At 33.4% G+C, this 24349-nt stretch carries 23 protein-coding genes and 1 tRNA gene; 4 read left to right on the top strand and 20 right to left on the bottom strand.

All coding sequences use genetic code 11. The annotated features are described in order from the left end of the window. Window positions 1-2: 2 nt before the first annotated feature. The 7 genes from OZP07_RS02245 to OZP07_RS02215 all read right to left on the bottom strand — a co-directional run bounded on the left by OZP07_RS02245 (window position 3) and on the right by OZP07_RS02215 (window position 7051). On the bottom strand, window positions 3-437 hold the full coding sequence (locus OZP07_RS02245) for a hypothetical protein (RefSeq protein WP_228520953.1): 435 nt from the start codon (window positions 435-437) through the stop codon (window positions 3-5). 350 nt (window positions 438-787) lie between these two features. Continuing rightward, window positions 788-2887: a peptidylprolyl isomerase gene (locus OZP07_RS02240; protein ID WP_194643323.1), complete on the bottom strand. Its 2100-nt coding sequence runs from the start codon at window positions 2885-2887 to the stop codon at window positions 788-790. A 110-nt stretch (window positions 2888-2997) separates the two neighbouring features. Further along, complete coding sequence (locus OZP07_RS02235; RefSeq protein WP_281637129.1) at window positions 2998-4257, bottom strand: hemolysin family protein; 1260 nt, start codon at window positions 4255-4257, stop codon at window positions 2998-3000. Window positions 4258-4263: 6 nt separating this feature from the next. Beyond that, window positions 4264-4458: a hypothetical protein gene (locus OZP07_RS02230; RefSeq protein WP_194643327.1), complete on the bottom strand. Its 195-nt coding sequence runs from the start codon at window positions 4456-4458 to the stop codon at window positions 4264-4266. A gap of 14 nt (window positions 4459-4472) precedes the next feature. Further along, the gene (lptC, locus tag OZP07_RS02225) at window positions 4473-5027 is read right to left on the bottom strand and encodes an LPS export ABC transporter periplasmic protein LptC (RefSeq protein WP_194643329.1); all 555 of its coding nucleotides are present in this window, start codon (window positions 5025-5027) and stop codon (window positions 4473-4475) included. A 46-nt stretch (window positions 5028-5073) separates the two neighbouring features. Further along, complete coding sequence (gene bamG, locus OZP07_RS02220) at window positions 5074-6324, bottom strand: BamG family beta-barrel-assembly machinery protein (RefSeq protein ID WP_194643331.1); 1251 nt, start codon at window positions 6322-6324, stop codon at window positions 5074-5076. Then, complete coding sequence (locus OZP07_RS02215; RefSeq protein WP_194643333.1) at window positions 6317-7051, bottom strand: type III pantothenate kinase; 735 nt, start codon at window positions 7049-7051, stop codon at window positions 6317-6319. Before OZP07_RS02215 ends, bamG begins: the two co-directional genes overlap by 8 nt. Window positions 7052-7149: 98 nt before the next feature. Between OZP07_RS02215 and OZP07_RS02210 the strand changes: the two genes are divergently transcribed. After that, window positions 7150-7222, top strand: a tRNA-Phe gene (locus tag OZP07_RS02210). A 392-nt stretch (window positions 7223-7614) separates the two neighbouring features. Beyond that, window positions 7615-8166, top strand: a complete 552-nt coding sequence (locus tag OZP07_RS02205) for a hypothetical protein (protein WP_281637128.1) — start codon at window positions 7615-7617, stop codon at window positions 8164-8166. Between the two features lie 71 nt (window positions 8167-8237). Here the strand turns inward: OZP07_RS02205 and OZP07_RS02200 are convergent, their stop codons facing one another. From OZP07_RS02200 to OZP07_RS02165, 8 genes are all read right to left on the bottom strand, one after another. Then, window positions 8238-9998, bottom strand: a complete 1761-nt coding sequence (locus OZP07_RS02200; RefSeq protein WP_281637127.1) for a DUF885 domain-containing protein — start codon at window positions 9996-9998, stop codon at window positions 8238-8240. 206 nt (window positions 9999-10204) lie between these two features. Then, on the bottom strand, window positions 10205-11113 hold the full coding sequence (locus OZP07_RS02195; protein ID WP_281637126.1) for a pseudouridine synthase: 909 nt from the start codon (window positions 11111-11113) through the stop codon (window positions 10205-10207). Between the two features lie 256 nt (window positions 11114-11369). Beyond that, a complete protein-coding gene (locus OZP07_RS02190; protein ID WP_281637125.1) occupies window positions 11370-12326 on the bottom strand; it encodes a geranylgeranylglycerol-phosphate geranylgeranyltransferase in 957 nt (318 codons plus the stop codon). A 53-nt stretch (window positions 12327-12379) separates the two neighbouring features. Further along, on the bottom strand, window positions 12380-13318 hold the full coding sequence (locus OZP07_RS02185) for a mevalonate kinase family protein (protein ID WP_194643342.1): 939 nt from the start codon (window positions 13316-13318) through the stop codon (window positions 12380-12382). Window positions 13319-13326: 8 nt separating this feature from the next. After that, window positions 13327-13626 (bottom strand): type II toxin-antitoxin system RelE/ParE family toxin, encoded by a 300-nt coding sequence (locus tag OZP07_RS02180; protein ID WP_194643344.1) that lies wholly within the window; start codon window positions 13624-13626, stop codon window positions 13327-13329. A 2-nt stretch (window positions 13627-13628) separates the two neighbouring features. Next, window positions 13629-13850 (bottom strand): hypothetical protein, encoded by a 222-nt coding sequence (locus tag OZP07_RS02175; RefSeq protein WP_194643346.1) that lies wholly within the window; start codon window positions 13848-13850, stop codon window positions 13629-13631. Between the two features lie 34 nt (window positions 13851-13884). Beyond that, window positions 13885-14079, bottom strand: coding sequence for a hypothetical protein (locus OZP07_RS02170; protein WP_194643348.1), 195 nt, complete (start codon window positions 14077-14079; stop codon window positions 13885-13887). Between the two features lie 38 nt (window positions 14080-14117). Next, window positions 14118-15200, bottom strand: coding sequence for a diphosphomevalonate decarboxylase (locus tag OZP07_RS02165; protein ID WP_281637124.1), 1083 nt, complete (start codon window positions 15198-15200; stop codon window positions 14118-14120). A 129-nt stretch (window positions 15201-15329) separates the two neighbouring features. Here OZP07_RS02165 and OZP07_RS02160 point away from each other — a divergent pair, with 129 nt between their 5' ends. Further along, window positions 15330-15806, top strand: coding sequence for a TspO/MBR family protein (locus tag OZP07_RS02160; protein WP_281637123.1), 477 nt, complete (start codon window positions 15330-15332; stop codon window positions 15804-15806). A 4-nt stretch (window positions 15807-15810) separates the two neighbouring features. On the opposite strand, the gene OZP07_RS02155 is transcribed toward OZP07_RS02160, so the two are convergent. Further along, window positions 15811-16554 (bottom strand): hypothetical protein, encoded by a 744-nt coding sequence (locus OZP07_RS02155; RefSeq protein ID WP_281637122.1) that lies wholly within the window; start codon window positions 16552-16554, stop codon window positions 15811-15813. Window positions 16555-16695: 141 nt separating this feature from the next. On the opposite strand from OZP07_RS02155, the gene OZP07_RS02150 reads away from it, so the two are divergent. Beyond that, window positions 16696-18003 carry a TlpA family protein disulfide reductase gene (locus tag OZP07_RS02150; RefSeq protein ID WP_281637121.1) on the top strand — a complete coding sequence of 436 codons (1308 nt, stop codon included), beginning with the start codon at window positions 16696-16698 and terminating at the stop codon, window positions 18001-18003. 20 nt (window positions 18004-18023) lie between these two features. Here the strand turns inward: OZP07_RS02150 and OZP07_RS02145 are convergent, their stop codons facing one another. The 4 genes from OZP07_RS02145 to OZP07_RS02130 all read right to left on the bottom strand — a co-directional run bounded on the left by OZP07_RS02145 (window position 18024) and on the right by OZP07_RS02130 (window position 24272). Further along, a complete protein-coding gene (locus OZP07_RS02145; protein WP_281637120.1) occupies window positions 18024-19232 on the bottom strand; it encodes a BaiN/RdsA family NAD(P)/FAD-dependent oxidoreductase in 1209 nt (402 codons plus the stop codon). A gap of 177 nt (window positions 19233-19409) precedes the next feature. Continuing rightward, entirely contained in the window at window positions 19410-20087 is a 678-nt protein-coding gene (locus OZP07_RS02140) for a glycerophosphodiester phosphodiesterase (RefSeq protein ID WP_281637119.1), read from the bottom strand. A 131-nt stretch (window positions 20088-20218) separates the two neighbouring features. Beyond that, the gene (locus OZP07_RS02135; protein WP_281637118.1) at window positions 20219-21883 is read right to left on the bottom strand and encodes an alpha-amylase family glycosyl hydrolase; all 1665 of its coding nucleotides are present in this window, start codon (window positions 21881-21883) and stop codon (window positions 20219-20221) included. Between the two features lies 1 nt (window position 21884). Further along, the gene (locus OZP07_RS02130) at window positions 21885-24272 is read right to left on the bottom strand and encodes a glycoside hydrolase family 31 protein (RefSeq protein ID WP_281637117.1); all 2388 of its coding nucleotides are present in this window, start codon (window positions 24270-24272) and stop codon (window positions 21885-21887) included. Between the last annotated feature and the right edge of the window lie 77 nt (window positions 24273-24349).

Here is a 24349-nt window from a genome sequence, read left to right as displayed (position 1 = left end):
ACCTAATTCACTTTTTTGCTTTTATTATATTTTCCAGATTGTATAAGCTGGATTGTATGATCTGCTTTTTCGTTCGATTCAATAAGTGTATTGTGCAGACGCTCAGCCATTTTTTCGATGCTGTTAGTTATAGAATCACACACTAATTCCATTCTGCGGTGCTTTTCTTCTTTTACAGCTCTTAAAACATCATCAACAAAGATTTTGTCATATTTCTCAGCTACTGAATCACGGGTGTTTGTTAATCTAATAACTGCATCATTACTAAATATCGTAACTCTAAAATGCTGTTCTTCATTGCTTAAGTAATATTTACCTCCTAATTCGTCACAATTAATATCTGTAACGCTAAGTTTCAATAACTCAGTAATTATTCCAAAAATGTGATTTTCAATTTTGGAGTACACTTTAGTTTTTTTTCTAAAAAATTTAAACATACAAAACATTATTAGTTAAATTATTTCTCATTTTATAAAAACCATTCTTTATAGATATAAATTCTTTCAAAATAACAGAGCAAATTAATAGTATTTTTTCTAATAACACAAATAGTTTAGATTATATATCAAAATAAACTTTAAACAGTGTTTTTTATGCAATTCTGAAACACAAAAAAATATCATTTTATAAAAGGAAAGAAAGGTAACAGCTATCAAATAAAAAACTGCATTACATTTTGCCACAATTTTATATGGGAAAATATCTGCAGGGAATAATAGGGTTAAAACAAAAAATCCGATACTCGCAGTTATAAGTATCGGATTTTTTATTTTAAGATTAACTACTTTTAGTAATTAAAATCTTTTCTATTATCTTTTATATCAGCGCCTTCTTTTAGTGCAGGCAGTACTCTATTTGCATCTGATGCACTTTGTGCTTTTAATTTAGTAACATTTTCAGCATAGCTTTTAAGAGCTGGAGCTTTAACAGTACTTATATTTTTCACAACATAAACACCAGTAACACCTTCGATTGGAGCAGATAATTTATTAGCAGCCAAAGCAAATGCATTTCCAACTACTTTAGCTTCTTGACCAACACCTCCAGGTAAAACTGGATTTTCTAAAGTAACATCAGTTGCTTTCTGAACAGCACTACCTGTTGCTTTTGCAATTGCCTCCAATGAACTTCCAGACATTTTAGCTTTTAGAATTTCAGCTTTTTTCTTGTTTTTAAGAATTGATTCCACATAAGGTCTTGCTTGTGCAACCGGAACTAATCCTGAATTATCGATAGCTTTAAGTTTCGCAATTACGTGCCCTAAATTTGCCACTTCAAATCTTTTAACAGCTCCTTCTTTAGAGTCTTTCTCGAAAGCCCATCTTACAATATTTCTTTGAGCTCCTAAAGGACCAAAGCTTTCATCCATTGCTTTTACTGAAACTGCTGGAGATACAGTAAGAGCCATTTCTTTTGCAACTTTATTAAAATCTTTGTCAGCAACTTCCATTTCAAATTTAGTTGCCTGCTGGAATACTTTATCAGAAGTAGCTTCTGAGGCTTCAATTTTTTGAGCAACAGTTGCTAAACGAACACCATCTTGTTTATCTGTAATTTTAATGATATGAAAACCAAATGGAGTTTCTACTAATCCAACTTTACCAATACCGTTGTTGAATACGAAATCATTGAATGGTTTTACCATTTGACCTTGTCCAAAATATCCTAAATCGCCTCCCTGCTGTGCTGAAGAATCATCTGAAGCAGTAAATGCCAGCATCATGAAACTATCAGGGTTTGCAGTAACTTGGGCTAAAATAGCTTCTGCTTTAGCTTTAGCTTCTTCTTTAGTTCTTTTTTCTTTTTTATTTGGAACTTGAGTTCCTTCATAACTTATAAGAATGTGGCTTGCTTTAGCATTTACACCAGATTTTTTTCCTAATGATTTAGAAATGCAGTAGTATTTTCCAAAAACATATGGTCCATAAACCTCCCCTGGAGCTAAGTTGTATAATTTATCGGCATCAACAGCAGGTAAATCTTTTTTGGCAACATAAGAAGAATCATAAGGAACATCAGAATTTGAATTTACAAATTCTGCAGCATTTTTAGCATTTTTGAAACCAGCCAAAGTATCATTTTTAGCAGTAGCCTGATTGTAAACCACACTTCCTGATAATAAAGAAGTAAGTTTAGCCTTAACTTCACTAATATCTGCTGGAGAAGCTTTATCTTCAATTAAAACATATTCTATATCACGTGTTTCATCAGACTTGAATTTTTTTGGACTTGCTTTCATATAATCCAAAATATCAGCATCTGTTACTTTTACTTCACTATCTTTTATAGTAGAGAACAAACCGGCAACATAGTCAAAATTTACTTTGTTAGAAGCCAATTCATAGTTGAATTTACCTTCACTTTCAGTTGTATAAATACCGCCTTTAATTAAAGTATTATAAATTTGAAATTTAGCATTCAATTCAGCATCTTTCTCTCTCTCTTTTAAGTATTGAGCCTGCTCTGGATTTGACTTAAAAAATTCTTTAAATTTAGCAACATCAAACATACCTGCAGCATTCAAAAACATTGGATTTTTTCCAATATTCTGATCTGCTTTAAGAATATCCAAAATATGTTTTTCACCTACTCTTAATCCTAATTTATCAAATTCAGCAGTAAGCAAAGCGATTGTCACTTCTTGATCCCATACTCTTGCAGATGCTTGTGTTGCAGAAATTCCCTGCCCGCTTTTTTCGACATTGCTGACTTTCAGCCTAAAGTCTTCAAATGCGATATCTTTTCCATTGATGCTTCCAACATCCTTTGAGCTTTTACCAAAATTCCCTTTTGTAAAAAGATCTTGTATGATAAATGAGAATAATGCTAGAGCAATAACTCCAATCATTATCGCGGAATGTTGTCTGATTTTTGATAAAACTGCCATTGTATATTATTGTTTATTTTAAAATTTTGTTTGCGAAAATACAATTATCTGATTAATAATTATAGAACTAGTGTTTTTTTTTTGCTTTTTTTTAAATTAAAAAAGAAATCTTAGTCCAGTATAGTCATTTTAACTAATTCTATCTTCTTATTTGTTGCTTCTTCAATAAGAAATTGATAATTTTCTATAGTAATTTTATCTCCTTTTTGAGGAATTTCCTTAGTGAAATTCACGATGAATCCCCCGAGGGTCCCATAAGAATCGCTCTCAGGAATTGCCAGTTTATATGTCTGATTTAAATACTCCACATCAAAACGGGCTGAAAATAAAAATGAATTGCTGTCCAGCTCTTTTTCGACCAATTCCTCATCCAGATCATGTTCGTCTTCTATTTCGCCAAAAAGCTCTTCGACAATATCTTCAATAGTAAGAATTCCCGATGTTCCTCCATACTCATCCAAAACAACTGCAACACTTTTCCTTTTCTTAGTTAATAAATTCATTGCATCTTTTACATAAATCGTTTCTGGAATAAATTCTACAGGGATTATGATTTCTTTAATACTAGAAGGTTTTTTAAACAAATCAAATGAATGCACATAACCAATAATATCGTCTAATGAATTTTGATAAATAACCATCTTAGAATAACCTGTTTCTATAAATAATTCTTTCAGCCCGTCTATTGATTCCATTACATCAATGGCTGCAATCTCAGTACGCGGTGTCATTACATCCCTCGCTTTTATCCCCGAAAAATCCAGAGCATTTCTAAAAATCTGTATTTCCGAATCTACTTCTTCATCATCCTCAACCGTGCTCATTTGTTCGGTAATATAATTTCCCAATTCTATTTTACTGAAATAAAGCTGTACCTGATCTCCATCTGTTTTGAAAAATTTTTTCAGAATAAAATCTGAAATCCAAATTAAAAATGCAGAAACTAAATAGAATAATTTATAAAAGAAGTAAGAAGGTATGGCAAAAAACTTAATAAGTGAATTGGCATAAATCTGAAAAAAAACCTTCGGAAGAAATTCTGCCGTTATTAAGACTATTAAAGTTGAAATTACCGTTTGAATTAAAAGGCTTATAACTTCAGAAAAATGCAAGTCAAAATACAGCAGCCATCTCATCAATAAATCGCCCATAAAAAAACCATAAACTACCAATGCTATATTGTTGCCTATAAGCATCGCAGCAATAAATTTTGAAGGCTTTTCTGTTAATTTGGCAAGTATTCTGGAAAGAAAATTATCTTGTTTTTTCTCTAACTCCAGATAAATTTTATTCGAAGATATAAAAGCTATCTCCATTCCTGAAAAAAAAGCACATAGTATTAAGCACAATATTATGATACTTATTTCCATTTCATTTTAAGATTGTTTATTATTTCTGTCTTCAAATTTCTTAGCAAACTTCCTTCTAAAGAAAAACATAAAAACTGCAAGCCCTGCAATAACAAAACTCAGTACAGGATTTTCGTTTGCACTCCATTTAGTATATCCTTCATATAAAAAATAGATTCCAAAAGCCAAGTATAAGTAAGATGTGTATTTTAAAAAATTCATGTGTTTGTTTTTTATTATTCTTTCGATTCAATTTCCCCCTGTATCCTTTGCGAATTAATCGTTTTAAAGTCTTTGCTGAAATCAATTCCCTGACCAGTAGAACTATTTGCTGCATCAGTCAGTTTAAATTTTTTCTCTGTATAGAACCATTGATTTTTTTGGTCAAAAAACAATTGTTCTGTTTCTAGTATCTGCCCTGCCTCTGAAGTAATTTTTACTTTTCCCTGCAAATCAATAATATTAGTCTCCTTATATGACACCGCATAATTAGATCTGATAAATGTCTTTTTGCCTTTATTGTCATAAATTGTCACATCAACACCCTTAGGGAATTCTGTAAAAGCAAAATCAACATTGGAATAATCAAACATTTTCGGACTTATGAGTATGGATTTTATCTTTCCAGAATCAGTATATTTTAAATTCACATTATCTGCATCACCGCTTGGAACAAACTCAGAATAATCATTATTATGCACCTCTTTAAAATTACTTTCACAACCAAAAAGAACACTTACAATAATGAAAAGTGATAAAACAAAAGAAATATCTTTATTTAAAAAACTCATAGCAATTATTTAAGCAACATCGAAAAACGAATTCCTTAGATTAAAATTAATCAATTTTTCTATGTCCAAACCATTTGTCATTAAGAGAAAAACTAATTGAAAGAGTGAAGTAATTTTCCTGAACCAGTCCTTGAGAAGTTGTCCCTCTTTGTCCATATTCTAAACCTACATTAACATTGGAAAGACTTCCAATGATAGGCAGTCCCATTCCAAAACTAACTGCTTTTTCATCAATTTCTTCAGACTTGATTATTGTACCTGTTTTGGTATATCTCAAACCTCCTCTATATACAACTTTTTGAAAATATTTTGAATAAATACTACTTTTAGGAACATAAAAACCTCCTAAACTATAACTAGAATATTTACTATAAGACACATTGTCTACTGTATTAAAATCATCTGTTAATTTTCCAGCATTCTGAAAAACCAATTGCGCACCTAAAAGCCACTTTCTAGTTGCTCCAACTCCAAAACCAAAAGATGTTTTTTCAGGAATTTTTAAATCTGTTCTAATCTCTTTTGGATCTAATGCATCATAAACAGCAACATCATAATTAGAATTATAAGTTACAGTCGAAATTGTTCTAGTATTTGTTGACGATAAAGTTGCCTGAGGAGTATATGTAAAACTGGTATATAAGTTTGTTTTTTTATGGATTTTGTACTTATACATGGCACCAAAATTAGCCGCAAATCCTTTTAAATCTGCTTTGTTTTTTTCTTCAGTCCCAACCAGTACTCCTGTTAAAAATTCTAAATTTGAGTTGTTAATTCTTCCAAAATTATACTGTATATCACCACCTACCACTAAATTAGGAATAATGGTATATCCCAATGAAAAAAAAGCTTTATTCAAACCGCCAGTTCCTTTCAGCACATTATTTACACCATCTGGATCAGAATTAATGGATTCAATATTATAACCAACTGAAGTGTAAGGCATTAATCCGAATCCAACACCAATTTTACCTAAAGGCAAAGCAACAGCCAAAAAATCAAGAGTTGTTCTTTTTGCATTATCACTTTTGGAATCTGTTTTCAGTTTGGTTGATGTATAATTTCCTCCAATTGTAAAAGCTGTGAACCTTATAGCTGCAAAACTCGCAGGATTCAAAATATTTATATGAAGACTGTCTTGCTCTATACTAAGTCCTCCCATAGAACGATTTTCAAGATTCCCTTTAAACCTGGATTCACCTAATCCGAAAAAAGAATAAGGAGACGCAGATCCACTTTGAGCATTAGCCAGCAGCGAAAAAAAGAAGCATGCAATAACAATAATTTTTTTAATCATTTTCTATTTTATATTGAAAAATTTGATTCAAACTCTCTAATAGGAAATTTGAATTGGCAAATATGGTATTTTTTAATCGTTTAGCCAAAAAAACTGCATCTCCACCCGTTAAAATTATTATAAAGTTTGAATGTAATGTCTTATATTCATCTATAAAACCATCTATTTCATAGACCAATCCGTTTACAACTCCCGAATGTATCGATTCTGAAGTAGATTTCCCAACGAAATGATCTGGGTTTTCCAATTCTAACAAAGGAAGCTTTGCCGTAAAATTATGCAATGCAGCGTAACGAAGCTGTAATCCAGGCGAAATTGCTCCTCCAAGATAATTATTCGATTCATCTACAAAATCATACGTCACGCAGGTCCCGGCATCAATTACCAATCTATTCTGATTTGGAAACTGAAGCGTTGCACCTGCAGCAAGCACCATTCTGTCTACTCCTAATGTCCGAGGCGTTTTATAATGATTTACAAATGGAAATAGATCATCATGAGAGACAAAATGAATATCAGCAAGATTTTCAAATTGAAAAAAAGACTTTTTTTCTATATCCGAAACCGAAGAAACGACCAAATGGGTTATTTTTTCATATTCTTTTAAAATTTTTTTAATGTTTTCATCAAGCTCAGTTTTCAAAAAAACAAAGCCCTCTAAAACGATAGAATCCTCAAATACAGCAGCTTTAATTCTGGTATTCCCTACATCAATTGCTAGAATCATAATATGGATTTAATAATGCGAAGATACGAATTGATTTTTTTTTAAAATTTCTTTTGGATAAATTAAAAATGGTTCTATATTTGCACCCGCAACAGCACGGTACCTTAGCTCAGATGGTAGAGCAATGGACTGAAAATCCATGTGTCCCTGGTTCGATCCCTGGAGGTACCACAAGAGACTATCTTTTTAAGATGGTCTCTTTTTTTTTACCTCCTTCTGTAAACAATTCATTTTGAAAATGCCACATTATTTTTCAGAATACACGAGCTGAATTACTAACTTAAAATTTCTGAAACTAAATCCAGCAGTACAACAAAAACAGCCTTTCTATAGTAAAATACTAGAAACTATTCTGTTAATTTATTATCTTTTTTAAAAAAAAATAATCTTTTTGTTATTTGTTATAATTTTTTATATACATTTATCAGATAATCGACGAAAAAACGCACTTAATCGATTATTTAAAATTAATGCAAATAGAAAATTAGCTTGATAACAAATAAAATATGACCCCCATTTTACTTAATCAACTACGAAGCGTAATAACTTCACCATTAATTTCAATGTTTTGTAAAAAATATGAAGAGAATGAAATTTTATTAAAAAAATCAATTGACACCAGTATCTGTACTGTACTTATTGGTATTGATAAAATAATAGAAAATCCTTCCTTATATGATAACCTCATTGAATGTATAACCCTTACTGAATTCTATAAAACCTTAGAATACGACAACGGGAAGTTATCAACACTGAACTACTCATTCGAAAAAGAAGGTTTTACCCCTCTAAATTTGATTTTTTCCACTAAAAAAGGGAGAATATCAGAAATGATATCTAATGAAGTAGGCATTAAAAGTGCAACTGCAGGAGCAGTTTTAAATTTTGCCGTAATGCTGATTCTGTCACATTTTAAAAATGAAAAGCAGAAAACAGAAAACATTCAGGGTAATTTAAATATTGAGAAAAAACTAATCTTAAATACTGTACCAGAAGGCATTAGAATTTTACTTGGCTATGCTAATTTTCAATATGAAGATAACAGTAATAATTTTGATACTTTAATCAAAACTGATGCAAAACCTCATTTTCTAAGTAAAATTTTTAAATTATAATTCAAAATTTTACTCAAAAAAAGGCAGCAATTTTAGAATTGCTGCCTTTTTTTTGAAACTACTATTTACTGTTATTCATTAATCCAAGAATCTATTTTCTTTTCCAATAAAGCTAAAGGTATTACACCGGATTCCAATGTTTTTTCATGGAACTTTTTAATATCAAATTTAGCTCCCATTTTGTCTTGTGCTCTTTTACGCAGTTCCAAGATTTTAAGCTGACCTATTTTGTAGGACAAAGCCTGTCCAGGAATAGCCATATAACGTTCGATTTCGACGGTAATTCCTGCTTCACTTTCAGCCTCATTCTGAAGAGAATATTTAATTGCCTGTTCTCTTGTCCATCCTTTGCTATGCAGTCCTGTATCGACTACTAAACGCACTGCTCTGTGCATTTCATTACCCAGCATTCCAAAATATTGATAAGGATCTTGATACAAACCTAATTCCTTGCCCAAGCTCTCAGTATATAATGCCCAGCCTTCACCGTAAGCACCAAACCAATTGAATTTTCTAAAATCTGGGAGAGCAGTATTCTCCTGCTGTAATGAAATTTGAAAATGGTGGCCCGGAATAGCTTCATGCAGAAATAGATCTTCATCACCATATACATTATATTCTTTTACATCTGGAATTGGAACATAAAAAATACCAGGGCGAGAACCATCTGCTGTTCCCTGCATATACTCAGCACTGGCAGTTTTTTCTCGGAAAGCTTCAGTTCTTCTGATTTCAAATTTTGTCTTAGGCTGTAATGAAAATAATTTGTCAACATTTGGTTTTATGACACTATAAATCCTTTCAAAATTAGCTATTACTTCCTTCGGTTTTTTAAATGGTTTCAACTCAGGTTTGTTTCGTACGTATTCAAAAAATTCAAGAAGCGTTCCTTTAAATCCAACTTGATTTTTTATCTTTTCCATTTCAGCATTTATGCGGGCTACCTCTTTTAACCCTAATTCATGAATCTCTTCCGGACTCATTTCAGTAGTCGTCCATTGTTTTACATAAACTGCATATAAATCTTTCCCAAAAGACAGACTTCCAATTCCGCTGGTAGTTCTTGATGCAGGCAAGTATTCGTTTTTAAGAAAATCTGTCATTTTTTTATACCTCGGTATCAGTTTTTCATTGATTACAGCAGTGTATTTAGCAGTTAAATCTTTTTTTACCTCCTCAGAAAATGTGGCAGGCATCAGCTTAATAGAAGAATAAAACAAGTTGTCTTCAATCTTTGGAGTTGGCATATCAGCAAACTGCGGAATTACTTTTACTGTCAATGCTTTTGGCAGAACTATTCCTTTTTCAATTCCTTTCTTCATATATACCAGCGCAGAATCAATCCAAGTACTGTATTTATCCATTCTTTTTAAGAAATCAGTATAATCCTTTTCTGTTTTAAAAGGCTGTCCGCTTGTGCCTCCGGCAAATTGTCCCATAGTTAAATGAGTACCCCAAAACTGATGAATCGGCATTAGGTTTGTGGGCTGTTCCAGTAGTTTTTTCCCAACTTCAACTTCCCATTTTATGATTTCATAACTGGTTTTCTCTTCTTCAGAAAGCTGTTTTTCATCAAAATTTTTCAAACCAGACTCATATTTATTAAAAAACTCAAGTTGTTTTTTTCTAAAACTTTCTGTCATTTCAAACTGCAGCTGGTCATTATATTCATTTTGACCGTTTTGTGTTGCTCCCAAGGGATCTAATGCATTCTTGTCATCAAAGTATTTTTTGGTAAATAATGAAAAATCTTGTTTTTTCTCATTATTCTTACAGTTCACTAATACTATTGAGACAAACAGCATGGTTATAAAAAACGTAATTTTTTTCATATTTGTTATATTTAAGAATATATAAAACTAATTATTATTACGAACATAATTGTTAATTTCTTCTTAAAAACATTATCGTAATTGAAGTCAAGAAACTATAACTTACTTTCAAACACATAAAAAAACCTCAGCATTCGATACTATCATAAACAAAAAAATCCCTTCCACATAAAATGAAAGGGATTTGAAAATATATTTTTTGAAAATTACATGTTTTTCAAATTGATAACTTCTTGGTCTGTAAGTAATCTCCAATTTCCTCTTGGTAAATTTTTCTTAGTTAAACCAGCAAAAGCTACACGATCAACCCTGAGAACATTATATTCAAAATGTTCAAATATAGCGCGAACTACTTTTATGTTGGACGATTTTAACTGAATACCGATTTCATTTTTGGATTCTCCTTCAATATAACTTACTTCGTCTACAGTAACTCTGTGTCCGTCTAATACCAGTCCTTTATTTATTTTCTCTAAATCTTCAAATTTTAAATTCTTATCTAAAGAAACCTGATATATTTTAGATGATTTTTGGTTTGGCAATGTGAATTTACGGATCATGTCGGTATCGTTAGTAAAAACTAACAAACCTGTTGTATTCTTGTCCATTCTTCCTATAGGACCAACTTTTGAAGTTGTTGAACCTTTTATCAGCTCCAAAACATTTCGGTATTCCTGACCTTCATCCAGTGCTGTCGTGAAATTTTTAGGCTTGTTCAATAGAATATATACTTTTTTCTCCGGAGTTAAAACTACACCGTCAAAATTTACTACATCGCCCGATTTTACCATATATCCCATTTCGGTAACGGGAACTCCGTTTACTTTTACATTTCCTGATTGTATATAAATATCAGCATCGCGTCTTGAGCAGGTTCCTGAGTTTGAGATGTATTTATTCAAACGAATTTCATCTTTTACTTTGGGTCTCTTTGGCGCTTGATTTGGCTTTTTTTGTACTTTGTCAGCCTCAGCTTCGGCTGCTTTGGTATTTATTTTTACTTTTTTTGGCCCCTGAGCCCTTTTTGGCAGTGCAGGTTTTGGCTTATTGGAACTTGGTCTGGAACTGCTTGATCTTGCACTACCGCCTCTACTATTGCCTCCCTTATTATTCATAATATTCTATAATTTAGTGCAAAGATAGCATTTATATCATTGAGAAACGATTTTTGATAATTAGAAAACGTTAACTGCTTAATTTAATGATTTTTAAAAATTTGACTAGAATGTAATGCTAACAAAAATGCCTTATATTCACCTTTACTTTCTAAAGACGGGTTTGAAACCCGTCTCTACAAAAAATTGTAACGGATAACGGAAACCCATGTTTCCTGAAAATGCCTATTCTTTCTGTTTCAAAAAATTATTATCCCTAAATCGTCATCAATACTTTTTTTCCGTGCCAAAGAACGCTGGGATTTATGAGTACAATGCAAAAAACTCCAGCAACAATAAGGAACTTTAAAACGTTGTGAAGCATTATATACTGCGCTTTTGTCTGCCATTTCCACAAGTACAACAGGAAAAAAATCAAAACAATAAAGCCGAAATAAAAGTAAATGTCCATATAACCCACATCATAGATATTGATTAAAAAATAAACGGGAATTACCGTTAATAATGTCAATATGGTTATGGTTTTTTTGGCAGTTTCTTCTCCGTAAATTATTGGAATGGTTTTATAGTTATTGGCAAAATCACCTTGTAAATTTTCTAAATCTTTTATCATTTCTCTGATTAAAATTAATAAAAACAAGAATGCGCCGTGCGAAAAAATAACAGCGAGTTTGCTTGTATTGCTTTCGATTTCATACAATGGCATTTGTAAATAGTAGTACAATAAAATTCCGAAAAAAGGCAGAACGGCGAGAAACGCAGCCATTAAATTGCCAATTAGGGCATACCTTTTGATTTTATGAGAATAAAACCAGATTAAAAATATGTAAACCGAGTAAAACAAAACAGCTCTAAAAGAAACGAAAAAAGCGATTAAAGCAACAAAAAGGTTAAGACTGAAATAAACCTGCAGTTTTGTTTTTTGGCTCACCAAACGATCTAATTGCGATTTATTCGGGCGGTTAATTAAATCCTTTTTGCTGTCATAAAAACTATTGATTATGTAGCCGGAAGCAATCGCTAAACTGGAACAAAGTACTATAATAAAAAGCCGGAAATCCAATAATATGAACAAAGCTCTCTGCTCTGGTGCCAATATAAAAATAGCCGATAAATATTGAGCTAAAGCTATAATGGGAATATTATAACCTCTAACGACAGAGAATAAACTGATGATTTTCCATATAAAAAGTTTATGCTTTCTGCTTAACATGAAGTTTGTTTAGAATTATAACGGCGCTTATTGTTTTTTCTTACCCTAAAATATTAAAACTGATAAACAACTTCCAATTTAAAATCTTTCAATGATACTTTTGCTTTCTCTAAATCTTCGGTAAATCCTAAAATGTAACCGCCTCCTCCAGATCCGCACAATTTTAAGTAATAATCATTTGAGTCGATTCCTTCCTGCCAGATTCCATGAAACTGCTCTGGAATCATTGGTTTAAAATTATTAAGCACGACTTTGGACAATTGCTTTGTGTTTTCAAATAATGATTTGATATCACCGCCAAGAAAGTTTTCTACACAAGCGTCTGTGTATTTTACAAACTGATTTTTCAGCATTGTACGGAAACCTTGGTCTTTCAGGTTTTCCATGAAGATATTTACCATTGGAGCGGTTTCGCCAACAATTCCTGAGTCTAATAAAAATACAGCTCTTTTTCCGTCAAGGCTTTGAGTTGGAATTCCTGTTGCTTCGATATTATCTTTTGAATTAATCAAAATTGGAATACTCAAATAACTGTTCAATGGATCAAGTCCGGAACTTTTTCCGTGAAAGAAACTCTCCATCTGGGAAAAAATCGTTTTTAAGGTCAATAATTTTTCACGCGTTAAATTCTCTAAAACGGTGATTTTATTTTGTGCATATTTATCATAAATAGCGGCAACTAATGCACCACTGCTCCCTACACCATATCCCTGAGGAATACTGGAATCAAAATACATTCCGGTCTGAACGTCATTATTTAAAGTCTCTAAATCGAACGTAACCAAATCAGGCTGTTCTTTTTGCAATTGCTCTAAATATACAGCATAGCGTTTTAAATGACCATTTGACTGTATCGCTTCAGCAGAAGGATTAGCATCTTTCTTTAAGGCTCCGTTGTAAAAATTATACGGAATTGACAGCCCCTTGGAATCACGAATAATTCCGTATTCTCCAAAGAGTAATATTTTTGAGTAAAATAAAGGTCCTTTCATAGGGATATTTATTGAATTTTCTTAATTTTTGCCGGGTTTTGTCTTGTGTCAAAAAGCGCAACTATATATATTCGTTTACTAGTAAAAGTATAAAACAACGTAGTCTGTCTGCTAACAACGCATTTATGATACTTTTCATTTGTTTCTGATTTAGGAAAGATCTCAGGATTAGCTCTAATTATTTGTAAAGAATCATACAGTTTCTTTGCAAATTTAATTCTAACTCTTTCTGACCATTTTGCCTCAAGATATTCTAAAAGTATTTTTGTCTTTTTTTGAGCATTAATTGAAATTTTAATTTCTCTCATTTTTAATGCATATACTTCTTAATAAATTCTTCAAAATCTACAAACTCACCTCTTTCGATCTGTCTTTCTCCTTCTTCAATTTCATCCTTTTGTTCTTGAGTCAGTTCCTCCCAAAAGTCTTTCTTTTCCGATTTGAAAATTTTCTTTATTGCTTTAATTATTGAGATATCATTGGTCTCTTCCAACTTTTTCATCAATTCTGATTTTTCAAATTGTATGTCCATGATTCTAAAATTTTATAACTTGGAAATCATTCTTTCAAAAATCGACTACATCTCCACGATTTTCATTTTGGATTCCTATGTTTATTTCTTCCTGCTGTTCGGGAGTTAACTCCTCCCAGACTTTTTTTTCTTTGTCTTCAAAAACTGCCTTTATTTTTTTCAGAATGGCAACATCATCAGTTTCTAAAACTTTCCTGATCAATTCTAATTTTTCGGCATTCAAGTCCATAATTACAATCATTAAGAACTAAAGATACAAAAAAAGTATTAGCCTAGCAAAGCTCCATTACCAATTTGGTCGCAAAGATACTGACCATTTTGGCAATAGCCAACTAATTCTCCTGTAATAAATTGCAACACTTTTTCTTTCACATCATTTGGATACAAAACATGCACATTGGCGCCTGCATCAAGAGTAAAGCAAACTGGGATTTTGGTTTCATTTCTGAATTTCCAGATTGCATTAATTATCTGCAGTGTATTTGGTTTCATTAAAATAAAATAAGGCAGGGAAGTCATCATCATCCCGTGTAAAGTCAAGGCTTCGCTTTCTACAATTTTGATGAATTCCTCCAAATCACCATTTTTGAAAACCGGAATCAGTTTATCTAGATTTTCATGTGCCTGTGCAAAACGCCTTTCGGCAAATGGATGGCCGTGCATTAAATCGTGGCCAACAGTGCTCGAAACTTGTTTTTCTCCTTTATCAACGAGCAGAATCGTATCTTGAAAATCTTTAAAAACAGGATGAATTTCATACGGATATTCCACTCCGTATAAATCGGTGCTTCCTTTTATATTCGCCTGATTTCCCCAAACTACTACTTGTCCTTTTACACTTCGGCAGGCACTTCCCGAACCTAATCGTGCCAAAAATGAAGCTTTATTAAGAAAATATTCTTCGGTAATTGCTGGATTTAAAGCTTTTTCCAAACTCATAAAATTCATCGCCAAAGCAGCCATTCCTGATGCAGATGAAGCAATTCCGGAACTGTGCGGAAACGTATTTTGGGTGTCAATTGTAAAATGATAGTCTTTCAGAAACGGCAGATATACCTCAACTCTTTCTAGAAATTTTTGAATTTTTGGTTTAAAGTCTTCTTTTGGTTTTCCTTCAAATAATAAATCAAAAGAGAAATTGTCGTCGTTCTGTTTTTTGGCGAAAGCCAAAGCTGTAATCGTTTTGCAGTTATTCAATGTAAAACTAACGGATGGATTTGCAGGAATCTGTTTGTCTTTTTTTCCCCAATATTTTACCAATGCAATATTACTGGGAGCACTCCAAGAGAAACTTCCTTGGTCAATAGAATTCGTATATCCTGATGGAATAAAATCGTCAGCTTTAAACATAAATAATAATTTTCGGCAAAGATACTTTTTTTTGATAAAGTTGCTAAGTTTCTGAGTTCCTAAGTAGCTAAGAAACTTAAATAAATTAAAAAAGATTTAAGTATTTTTGAACTCAAAAATTAGAAGAAAATGAATAAGCTTACCCGAATATTATCTATTGTTGTTACTTGTCTCGTTATTGGCTATTTTTCTGGAATTGTTACCCGATCAGCCATTACGACTTGGTATCCCACATTGATTAAACCGAGTTTCAACCCGCCCAATTGGGTGTTTGCTCCCGTGTGGAGCATGCTTTACATTATGATGGGAATTGCGGCAGGATTAGTTTGGGACAGAATTGATTTCGAAAAAGAAGCCGTTAAAAAAGCACTGCAGTTCTTCGCCATTCAACTGGCTTTAAATGCTTTATGGTCGTATTTGTTTTTTGGACTTAAAAACCCGATGCTGGCTGGACTGGAAATAATTGTCCTTTGGTTAATGATCTATGAAACCTATATTCAGTTTGCCAAAATCAATAAAATTTCGGGTTATTTGTTTATTCCATGTTTACTTTGGGTAAGTTTTGCGACTATTTTGAATGGAAGTATTTGGTGGCTGAATAGATAAATATTTAGTTTTTTAACTTCTGAAATTCAACGTTTTTAACCGAAAGAAAATCCATCATGCTTAGCACATTGTTATGCTCCATTATTTTTTTTGATTTAGGATCTAAATCGCAAAATTGAAGAAAAAGATTAATCTCTTCCGGTTTTAATTTTAAAGTTTCCAGATAAAATTTTTGATCACATGTGTTTTTTGCCAATACAGCAAATTCAATTTCTGGTGGAGTTTCTTTTTCTGGTTCTTTTTCTTTTGAGAATAGTTGTAAAAGCTTTTTGCCAATAGTAATAAAATTTAATCCGTTAACAAAAGTTCCATCTCTCATAGCCTGATGTCCCTCTCTATTATCAAACTTTTCTGTAGCATATCCATCTAGTTTACTTTGCTCGTATGCCTTGTCCGTGCTTAATTTTATACTTTGTTTTTTGGCAACTACCACTTCCTCTAATTGTTCGGCTTTTTTAAGCATTTCAACTTCAAGATTGTTTAGCTCAATCTGTTTTTGAGAGACTTTCAGCCTTTTTAAATGAAAATCTTTAATATAGAAAAGCAGGCTGTCATTAGCTTTAACGGCAATTATAAATTCACCATTTTCATTGGTTTTAACACTTTTCTGAGAAGTTTTATTAATGACATCTACGTTTGATAATAAAAAATTCTCTGATGACACTACTCCTTTTAGATTTTTTTCAGTTTGTGAAAAGCTGAATTGGCTTACAATCAAGGATAACGCAATAAGTAATTTTACTTTCATTTATAAGAGTTTATCGAAAGTAAATATATCTCATAGTATTTAAGAAAAACTTATAATTGATGTAATTTTTTGTTAATTAAACACTAAAATAATCGATAATTTTATGTGTGATTTTATATATTTGAAAAATAAACTACTGATATGTTACAATTTAAAACTATATTTCTTTTTTTGTGGGTGGCTACAGTGTCTTACTCTCAAGAAATTGTTTTAAGATACAAAGGGGAAAAACAAGAAAACATTCCAATTGTCTGTCGGCAATTAAAATTTTTAAATGAACCCACAGTTATAAATGAAAAAAATAGAATTTTCACACTAAAGACAGAAACTCCAATAATAATCAAATGTATTGACTTTAAAAAAGAAACTCCAATTTTTGCTCTGCCGAATGAAATCATTGAATTTACAATAAACGAAAAAGGATTAATTGATTATTTCTGTAAAACTAACCAATACCGCCAACTAGAGTCCCAATTTATAAATACTTGTTTTGAAAAATTTGGAAAAGCTGAAAACATTTCGGATTATAATGAATTAAAGCAGATTCGTTTATTGAACAAAATGATAAAATATTTTGACCCAATTTACTTAAAAGAGCAAGAATTATTAGAAGATTATTACAAAAACAATAAGGTTTCAAAAGAATTTTATCAATATTTCAAAACGATGTACTGGTCATTAATAAAAAACAATGATCTTGAAAGTAAAGAAATTAACCCACTAACTTTTTCATCAATTGAAAAAAGTTTTCAAGATGCGGATGAATTAATTATTGTTGATGAATACCGTGATTTAATACAAAATTATGTTCGTAAGTCTTTAAAAAAAGAAGGTAAAACAATCAATCTTTACAATCAAGTTAACTTTACAGCCACAGCTATCGAAAATCAAAAAATCAAGGATTATTTGTTGTATACCTTTATCAATTTCACTCTAAATAGTAGGGAATCCAAAGAAAAAGCAGATCAGGCTTCGATTGACGTATTTATAAAAAACTGTAAAGACCAAGAATATCTAAATGCTATAAATCTAGATTTGCAGCCTAAAAAGGCACCATTTATCTTGCAAAATAAGATCGGTAAATATCGAGGTCAATTAGTTTTAGTCGATTTTTGGGCTTCTTGGTGCAAACCTTGCCGTGAAGAATTCCCAAGTGAAAAAAAACTGATGGAGAAATATCCTGATATCGTTTTTCTTTTTTTATCGGTTGATAGAAGTGCCTCAGCATGGGAAAAATCAATGGCTCAATATCCTGACATTCTGAACAATGACAACAGTTTTTTGCTTTCAAAATCAGATAATGATCAGCTATTGAAAGATATAAATTTAGGTCCAATCCCTCGTTATGTCTTGTTTGGAAAAAACGGCTTAATCATACACAAAGATGCTCCTAGGCCATCGAGCACAGAAATTGAGACATTAATAGAAGAACATCGACAACAGCACTAATTGGGAAAAGAAGGAATTGTTTATACTGCATTTGCCAAAATAAACCCACTTGTCCAGGCATTTTGGAAATTGAATCCGCCGGTAATGGCGTCGATATTCATGATTTCCCCTGCAAAATAAAGATTCTCGTGAAGTTTACTTTCCATCGTTTTAAAATTGATTTCCTTTAAATCGATTCCGCCGGCGGTTACGAATTCTTCTTTGAAAGTACTTTTACCATTTACCTGAAAAGTGCCATTCGTTAATTGATTTACCAAGTTTTGCAATTGGGTTTTAGACAAATCAGCCCATTTTGTATCGGCAGGAATTCCTGAAGCTAATACTAGACTTTCCCAAAGACGATTGGTTAAATCAACCGCCGATTTCTTGGAAACCGATTTTTTGGCGTGTTCCTGTTTGGTGGTTTTTAAGATTTTCTCTGCATCTTCGGCATCAAGATCGTTGAGCCAATTCACGTAAATGGTAAACTGATAGTTCTTGTCGTGTAAAATCCTCGCTCCCCAAGCCGATAATTTCAAGATAGCCGGACCGCTCATTCCCCAATGTGTGATCAACAATGGACCGGTTGAAGTCAGCTTTGTGTCTTTTACTTTTACGGTAACTTGAGCTGATACTCCTGGCAATTCTTTAATTCGGGGATCTTTTATGTTGAAGGTAAATAAAGAAGGAACCGGATTCACAATTGCATGCCCTTGTTTTTGAAGCATTTCCCAAACTTTAGGATTACTGCCTGTGGCAAGAACCAATTTTTCAGCAATGTAATTTTCATTTTGTGTTTCTACTTTCCAAAAATTGTCTTTTTTGAAAATGGACTGCACACTTTGACCCGTGAAAACTTTGATTCCAAGCTTTTGTGTCGCTTTTACAAAACAATCAATTATCGTTTGCGAGGAATTCGAAACTGGAAACATACGGCCGTCTTCTTCGATTTTCAATTCCACGCCGTGTTTTTCGAACCATTCAATAGTGTCACCCGAACAAAACTGATGAAATGGCCCACGTAACTCTTTTTCTCCACGGGGATAAAACTTGACCAACTCATTAGGCTCAAAACAGGCATGCGTCACATTACAACGGCCACCTCCTGAAACACGGACTTTTGCCAATACTTCAGCTCCTCTTTCTAAAATGGCAACTTTCATTTTCGGGTTTTTCTCCACGATATTAATTGCCGTGAAAAAACCGGAAGCGCCACCGCCAACAACGAGTATGTCAAAATTTTGAATCATTATTTTGTAAAAGAATTGAAATGCAAATGTAAACATTAAAAAAAACAAACACGAATTACACAAATTGGCACGAATTAAAACCTCTTTTAAAATTACACGAATTCTAAAAACAACTAGAATTTGTGTAATTATATTTCAACTTTGCATATAATTAGTGATAATTCGTGTTTAACATTTTTAAACCCTATCCAAAAAATCGGTGATGATGCCATCCACTTTTAACGATTTCATTTTTTGAATATCATCAATTTCATTTACCGTCCACGGAAAAACAAGGATTCCTTTCTCCTGAATTTTGGTGGTATAATCCTTTGTCAATAATTGAAAATCGGGGTGCAAGGCTTCGGCTTTCATAAATCGGGCGAAAGAAATGGCCAAATCCATATCGGTTTCGGTTAAAACTCCAATTCGGATGTCGTTGTTTAAAAAACGGACTTGTTGTAAGGCATTCCAATCGAAACTGGAGACTATAAAATGGCTGTGATCCCATTTTTTTTCTGAAATATAATGTTCTATCAATTGAACCACTTTCTCCGCTGTATCCTGATTTTTTAATTCAATATTTACAAAACATCTTTGGTTAACCAAATCCAAAACCTCATCCAATGTTGGAATTGTATATTCGCCATTGATTGTAAAAGACTTTAATTCCTCCAATGTTAATTGGTTTACAACTCCTTTGCCGTTTGTGGTTCGGTCTATGGTTTCGTCGTGGATGACAATCAAATGTCCGTCTATACTAAGATGCACATCCAATTCGATTCCGTCTGCACCCATTGTAATTGCTTTTTCGAATGAAATTAAAGTGTTTTCGGGTTCGTATCCTTTGGCTCCTCGGTGCCCTATTTTTAGCATTTTTTTCATCTTACTAAAATAAAAAAAAACCTCGAGCTAAAGCCCGAGGCAATTTAAAACTAATAAATTATGATAATGCTATTTTTAAGTTAGACCCAACAGGTTTTAAAAACCCGTTAGATCTGTAAAATTTACTTCATCGATTCCAACAAAACAATATCAAACTCACTGTCAACAGTCACTTTTCCATTCAAAACGGTTGCTGTTTTTCCGGAATAAGCATCCCTAACTTTGGCTCCTTCCTTGAAGGCTGAGCCCACAGGGATTTCCTTTTTCCCCTTGGCTAAATCCAATCCGATTACGACTGTGTCTTTATATTTCCCTTTGGTAAAAGTTCGTGAACAAACATACGGTTTTGTCGAAATCTCTATATTCACGCCGGCTCCAACCGATGGATGATTCTTTCTGAACTGACCTAGTTTTTGCCAATGCAACAACACTTTTTGGGTTTCGGGATTTGTTTTTATGGCTTCCCAATTCATATTAGAACGCAATATAGCATCGCCCTGAGTTCCTTCGACCACAAGCGATCGAGCAGATTCATCGCCATAATACATTTGCGAAATACCGGGAGTCAAAAGTAATTTTGTTCCGCTTTCGATGCTTTTGGTACGTTTGGCATCAAAAGGGCCACCATCGTCGTGAGAAGACAAATAATTCAGAACACTATTGCCTTTCAATTGATTGTTCAGTAAGCCTGAATATTTTGAAAACAGGGTAGAATAGTCTTTTTGAGCATCGCTTTTGAACTCAAAATTGATCATCGCCGTAAAACCATTCTCGTAATAATTTACTTTTTTGTCCCCAAAATCGAATAGTTTTCCGTTGCTGATATTGTAATTATAGACTTCGGCAATGGTGTAAAATGGGTTGTTGTCCAAAACTTTCGTAGGATTATTTTTTTTCCATTGTGCGAAAGCGTAATCACATTGGGTTTTGAAATCGGCCCAAACGCTTTCGTCTGTATGTTTCACCGTATCGGCGCGGTAACCATCAATTCCGAACTCAGTGATGTAGTCAGTTAACCACTTTATGATGTAATATTTTGGAGTTCTTGGGTAACCCGTTCTTTTGAAAAAAGCGTCCAATGAAGCTACTTCCTTTTCATATCTCCCTTCGGCTTTCCATTTTTCAACCAAAAAAGGAGGGAGTGAAACTTCAACTTTACTTTCGGTTTTTACATCCGGTAAATTGGCCACCAATGTACAAGCAGTAGTATTTTCAAAATTGCTGTATTTGCAATTTGGTCCTGTGCGAACCCAATCTTCAGGCCAAACAGTATCGACAGGCGTAACCGGTCCCGTATGATTGATTACCCCATCAAGCATGATTCGGATTCCTTTAGCGTGCGCTTTTTTGACCAATTCGGCCAAGTCTTTTTTTGTTCCGAAGTTAGGATCCAAAGCCGTCCAATCCCTTGTCCAATAACCGTGAAATCCATAACTAAAACCTGTTCCTTCATCGACTCCGTCATGAATTTGTTCGACAATAGGTGTGAACCAAATCACGTTGATTCCTAATTTTGTAAAGTAACCTTCGTCTATTTTTTGAATAATCCCTTTAAGGTCTCCACCTTCAAAACCTCGAAGTTTTCCGGCAGTTTTAGTTCTGTTATAATTTACATCATTCGATTTATCTCCATTGTTAAAACGGTCGGTCATCAAAAAATATAAATTGGCCCCTTCCCAAACGAAAGGTGTTTTTTCTGTTTTTGCGACAGCGTTTTTTTTCGCTTGTGCAAATACTAAAGTCGTTGCCAACAAAAACGACAGTGATAGTATTGTTTTTCTAATCATTTTATAGCTGTATTTTGATTTCGTTATCTAATCCTTTTTTCAATACTACCGGAATTTCAAGCGTGGAAGCATTGGTTTTAAAATCCACATTCGCTCCGTTAACGGTAACTTTCGTTGGTTTTGAACTGATGTTGTGAACCAATAAAGTAACATTTTTGTCGACGCTTACAAACTCTTTTCCAACCGTGGTGGTTATTTTCAATGTAATAACTTTTGCGGAAGCGTTGCTTGAAAAATTCAAAATTTCATACGCTCCTTTTTCGAAAGCATTTGGAGTCAATCCATCATCATTGTATAATTTCCCTGAACTTGACATTGTTTTTTCATCAAAATAAAAATGCAAATCAAAGTTAGCCAACGAATATTTTGTCGTGTTCTGAATTGTTTTAATCATCGGGACAAATGCACCTCCGCGAACAAACACCGGAATATTATCTGCCAAAACAGCAATGTTCTCCATATTTCCTCCTTCGTGTTTTTGTCCTGTATAAAAATCAAACCAATTGTTGTTTTTTGGGAAATAAACAGTTGCATTGGTAACTCCTGCTTTGGTAATTGGTGTCACCAAAAAATCATTTCCCCACAAATAGGAATCGCAAGAATTCAGTAACTTGTCATTGGTTGGTTCCTCAAAAAACAAAGGACGCATCAATGGCAAGCCTTTGTTGTTATTTTCGAAAGCCAAAGTGTAATTGTACGGCAACATTTGGTAACGCAACTCGATTTGTTTTTTGACTTTGGCTTTGGTCAGAATGTCTTTGTTAACAGGTTCCGAAGCCACATCTTCCTGCGCGTGCGGACGATAAACCGGCTGAAATACGCCGTACTGCAACCAACGAACATACAGCTCATTGTCGAAATAATCTCCGGCAAATCCTCCCAAATCCGAATGCATATATGCCATTCCCTGCATTCCCATCTGCAATGCTATTTCGGGTTGCGATTGTAATCCTTCCCAACTACGACTTACATCGCCCGACCACGGAATCATTCCGTAATGCTGTGATCCCGAATATCCGGCGCGCATCAAAATAAACGGACGCACATTTGGAAAATCCTTAACGTAGCCATCATTAATCATTTTGGCCCAAGTATGGCCGTAAATATTATGCACTTCATCAGCTTTTCCCTGTGCGGTAAAGGACGCTGACGGAAACACTTCGGGTTCTCCCAAATCGCCCCACCAACCGCCAACTCCTTGATTGATTAGATTTTTATATATGTTCCAAAACCAAGTTTTCCCTTCGGGTTTAAACACATCTACAAGTCCGGTATTCCCGAAAAAGAAATCATATTTAAACGGATTTCCGGCATCGTCTGTTGCCAAAACTTTCTTATCGACTGCATCTTGCCATCTACTTGAAGTTGTCAATATGAAAGGCTCGGTAATCAAAACGGTTTTAACTCCTTTACCGTTCAAATCGCTTATCATTTTCTTTGGATCAGAGAAATTGTCTTTGTCCCAATCCAAATTCCCCATCGTTCCCGTAACCGTTTTCCCGAACCAATACAAATCAAGAATAATGGCATCGACAGGGATTTCATCTTTCAAATATTTGTCAATGGTTTTCATCACTTCTTCCTGTGAATGGTACCCAAATCTACTAGAGAAATTCCCCAAAACCCAACGAGGAACAAGAGGCTGTCTTCCTGTCAAAGCTGTGTAATTTGAAGTCAAATCAACCCACGAATCACCTGCAATCACCTGATAGGTTTTTCTGCCAGAGATGGTTTCATAAACCAAAGTATTATCTTTTTTACTGTCCAAATCCAACCACCCGATAGCACCATTATCAAAATGAACCGCATAAATTCTGGAAGACATTACTAGCGGAATAGAGAAATTCATTTTCTTAGAACGTGTTCCATATCCATAATCAGCTTGGTTGTACAATTCCAAACGGTTTCCGCGACGGTTCATACCCAATGCTCTCGCTCCAGCACCATAAAGCGCTTCGGAGGCATCCAAATTAAACTCAAGAGTTTCTTGTGGTTGTTCCTTACTGTTTGTATTTCTTTTTACATATCCGTTTTTCTCCGAAATCAACTCTTTGTTTTTGTACAAATAGGCAATTTGAAAAGGGCTTTTTGTGATAGTAACCGAAATTCCGTTTGAAGAATACACCAATTCGTTTTGAGTTTGCTTTACTTTAAAAACCGTTTTTTCTGGAGTTAAAACAACGGCATGCGAATTGGAATTTGATTTTTCGCCCTTAGGCAAAAAAGTGGTTTCAATTATTTTATCCGAATAGGGTTTTATGAAATACTGCCCGTCAGATGTTTTTATTTCCAAAGAGTTTTGGACTACTTTATAACTTTCAAATTTTCTGTTTGCGTTTTGGGCAAAGGAAAAATTGGAAATTAAAAGCAATAAAATTATTTTTTTCATAGCTAATCTAAAATTTTGAACCATTAAGATATTAAGGTTATTAAGCTTTCTTAATGACTCTTAATATCTTAATGGTT

This window comes from Flavobacterium marginilacus, from assembly GCF_026870155.1.
Taxonomy (GTDB): Bacteria; Bacteroidota; Bacteroidia; order Flavobacteriales; family Flavobacteriaceae; genus Flavobacterium; species Flavobacterium marginilacus.
Note: the sequence above shows the minus strand (reverse complement) of the source record. Positions and strands in the feature narration are given on the sequence as shown.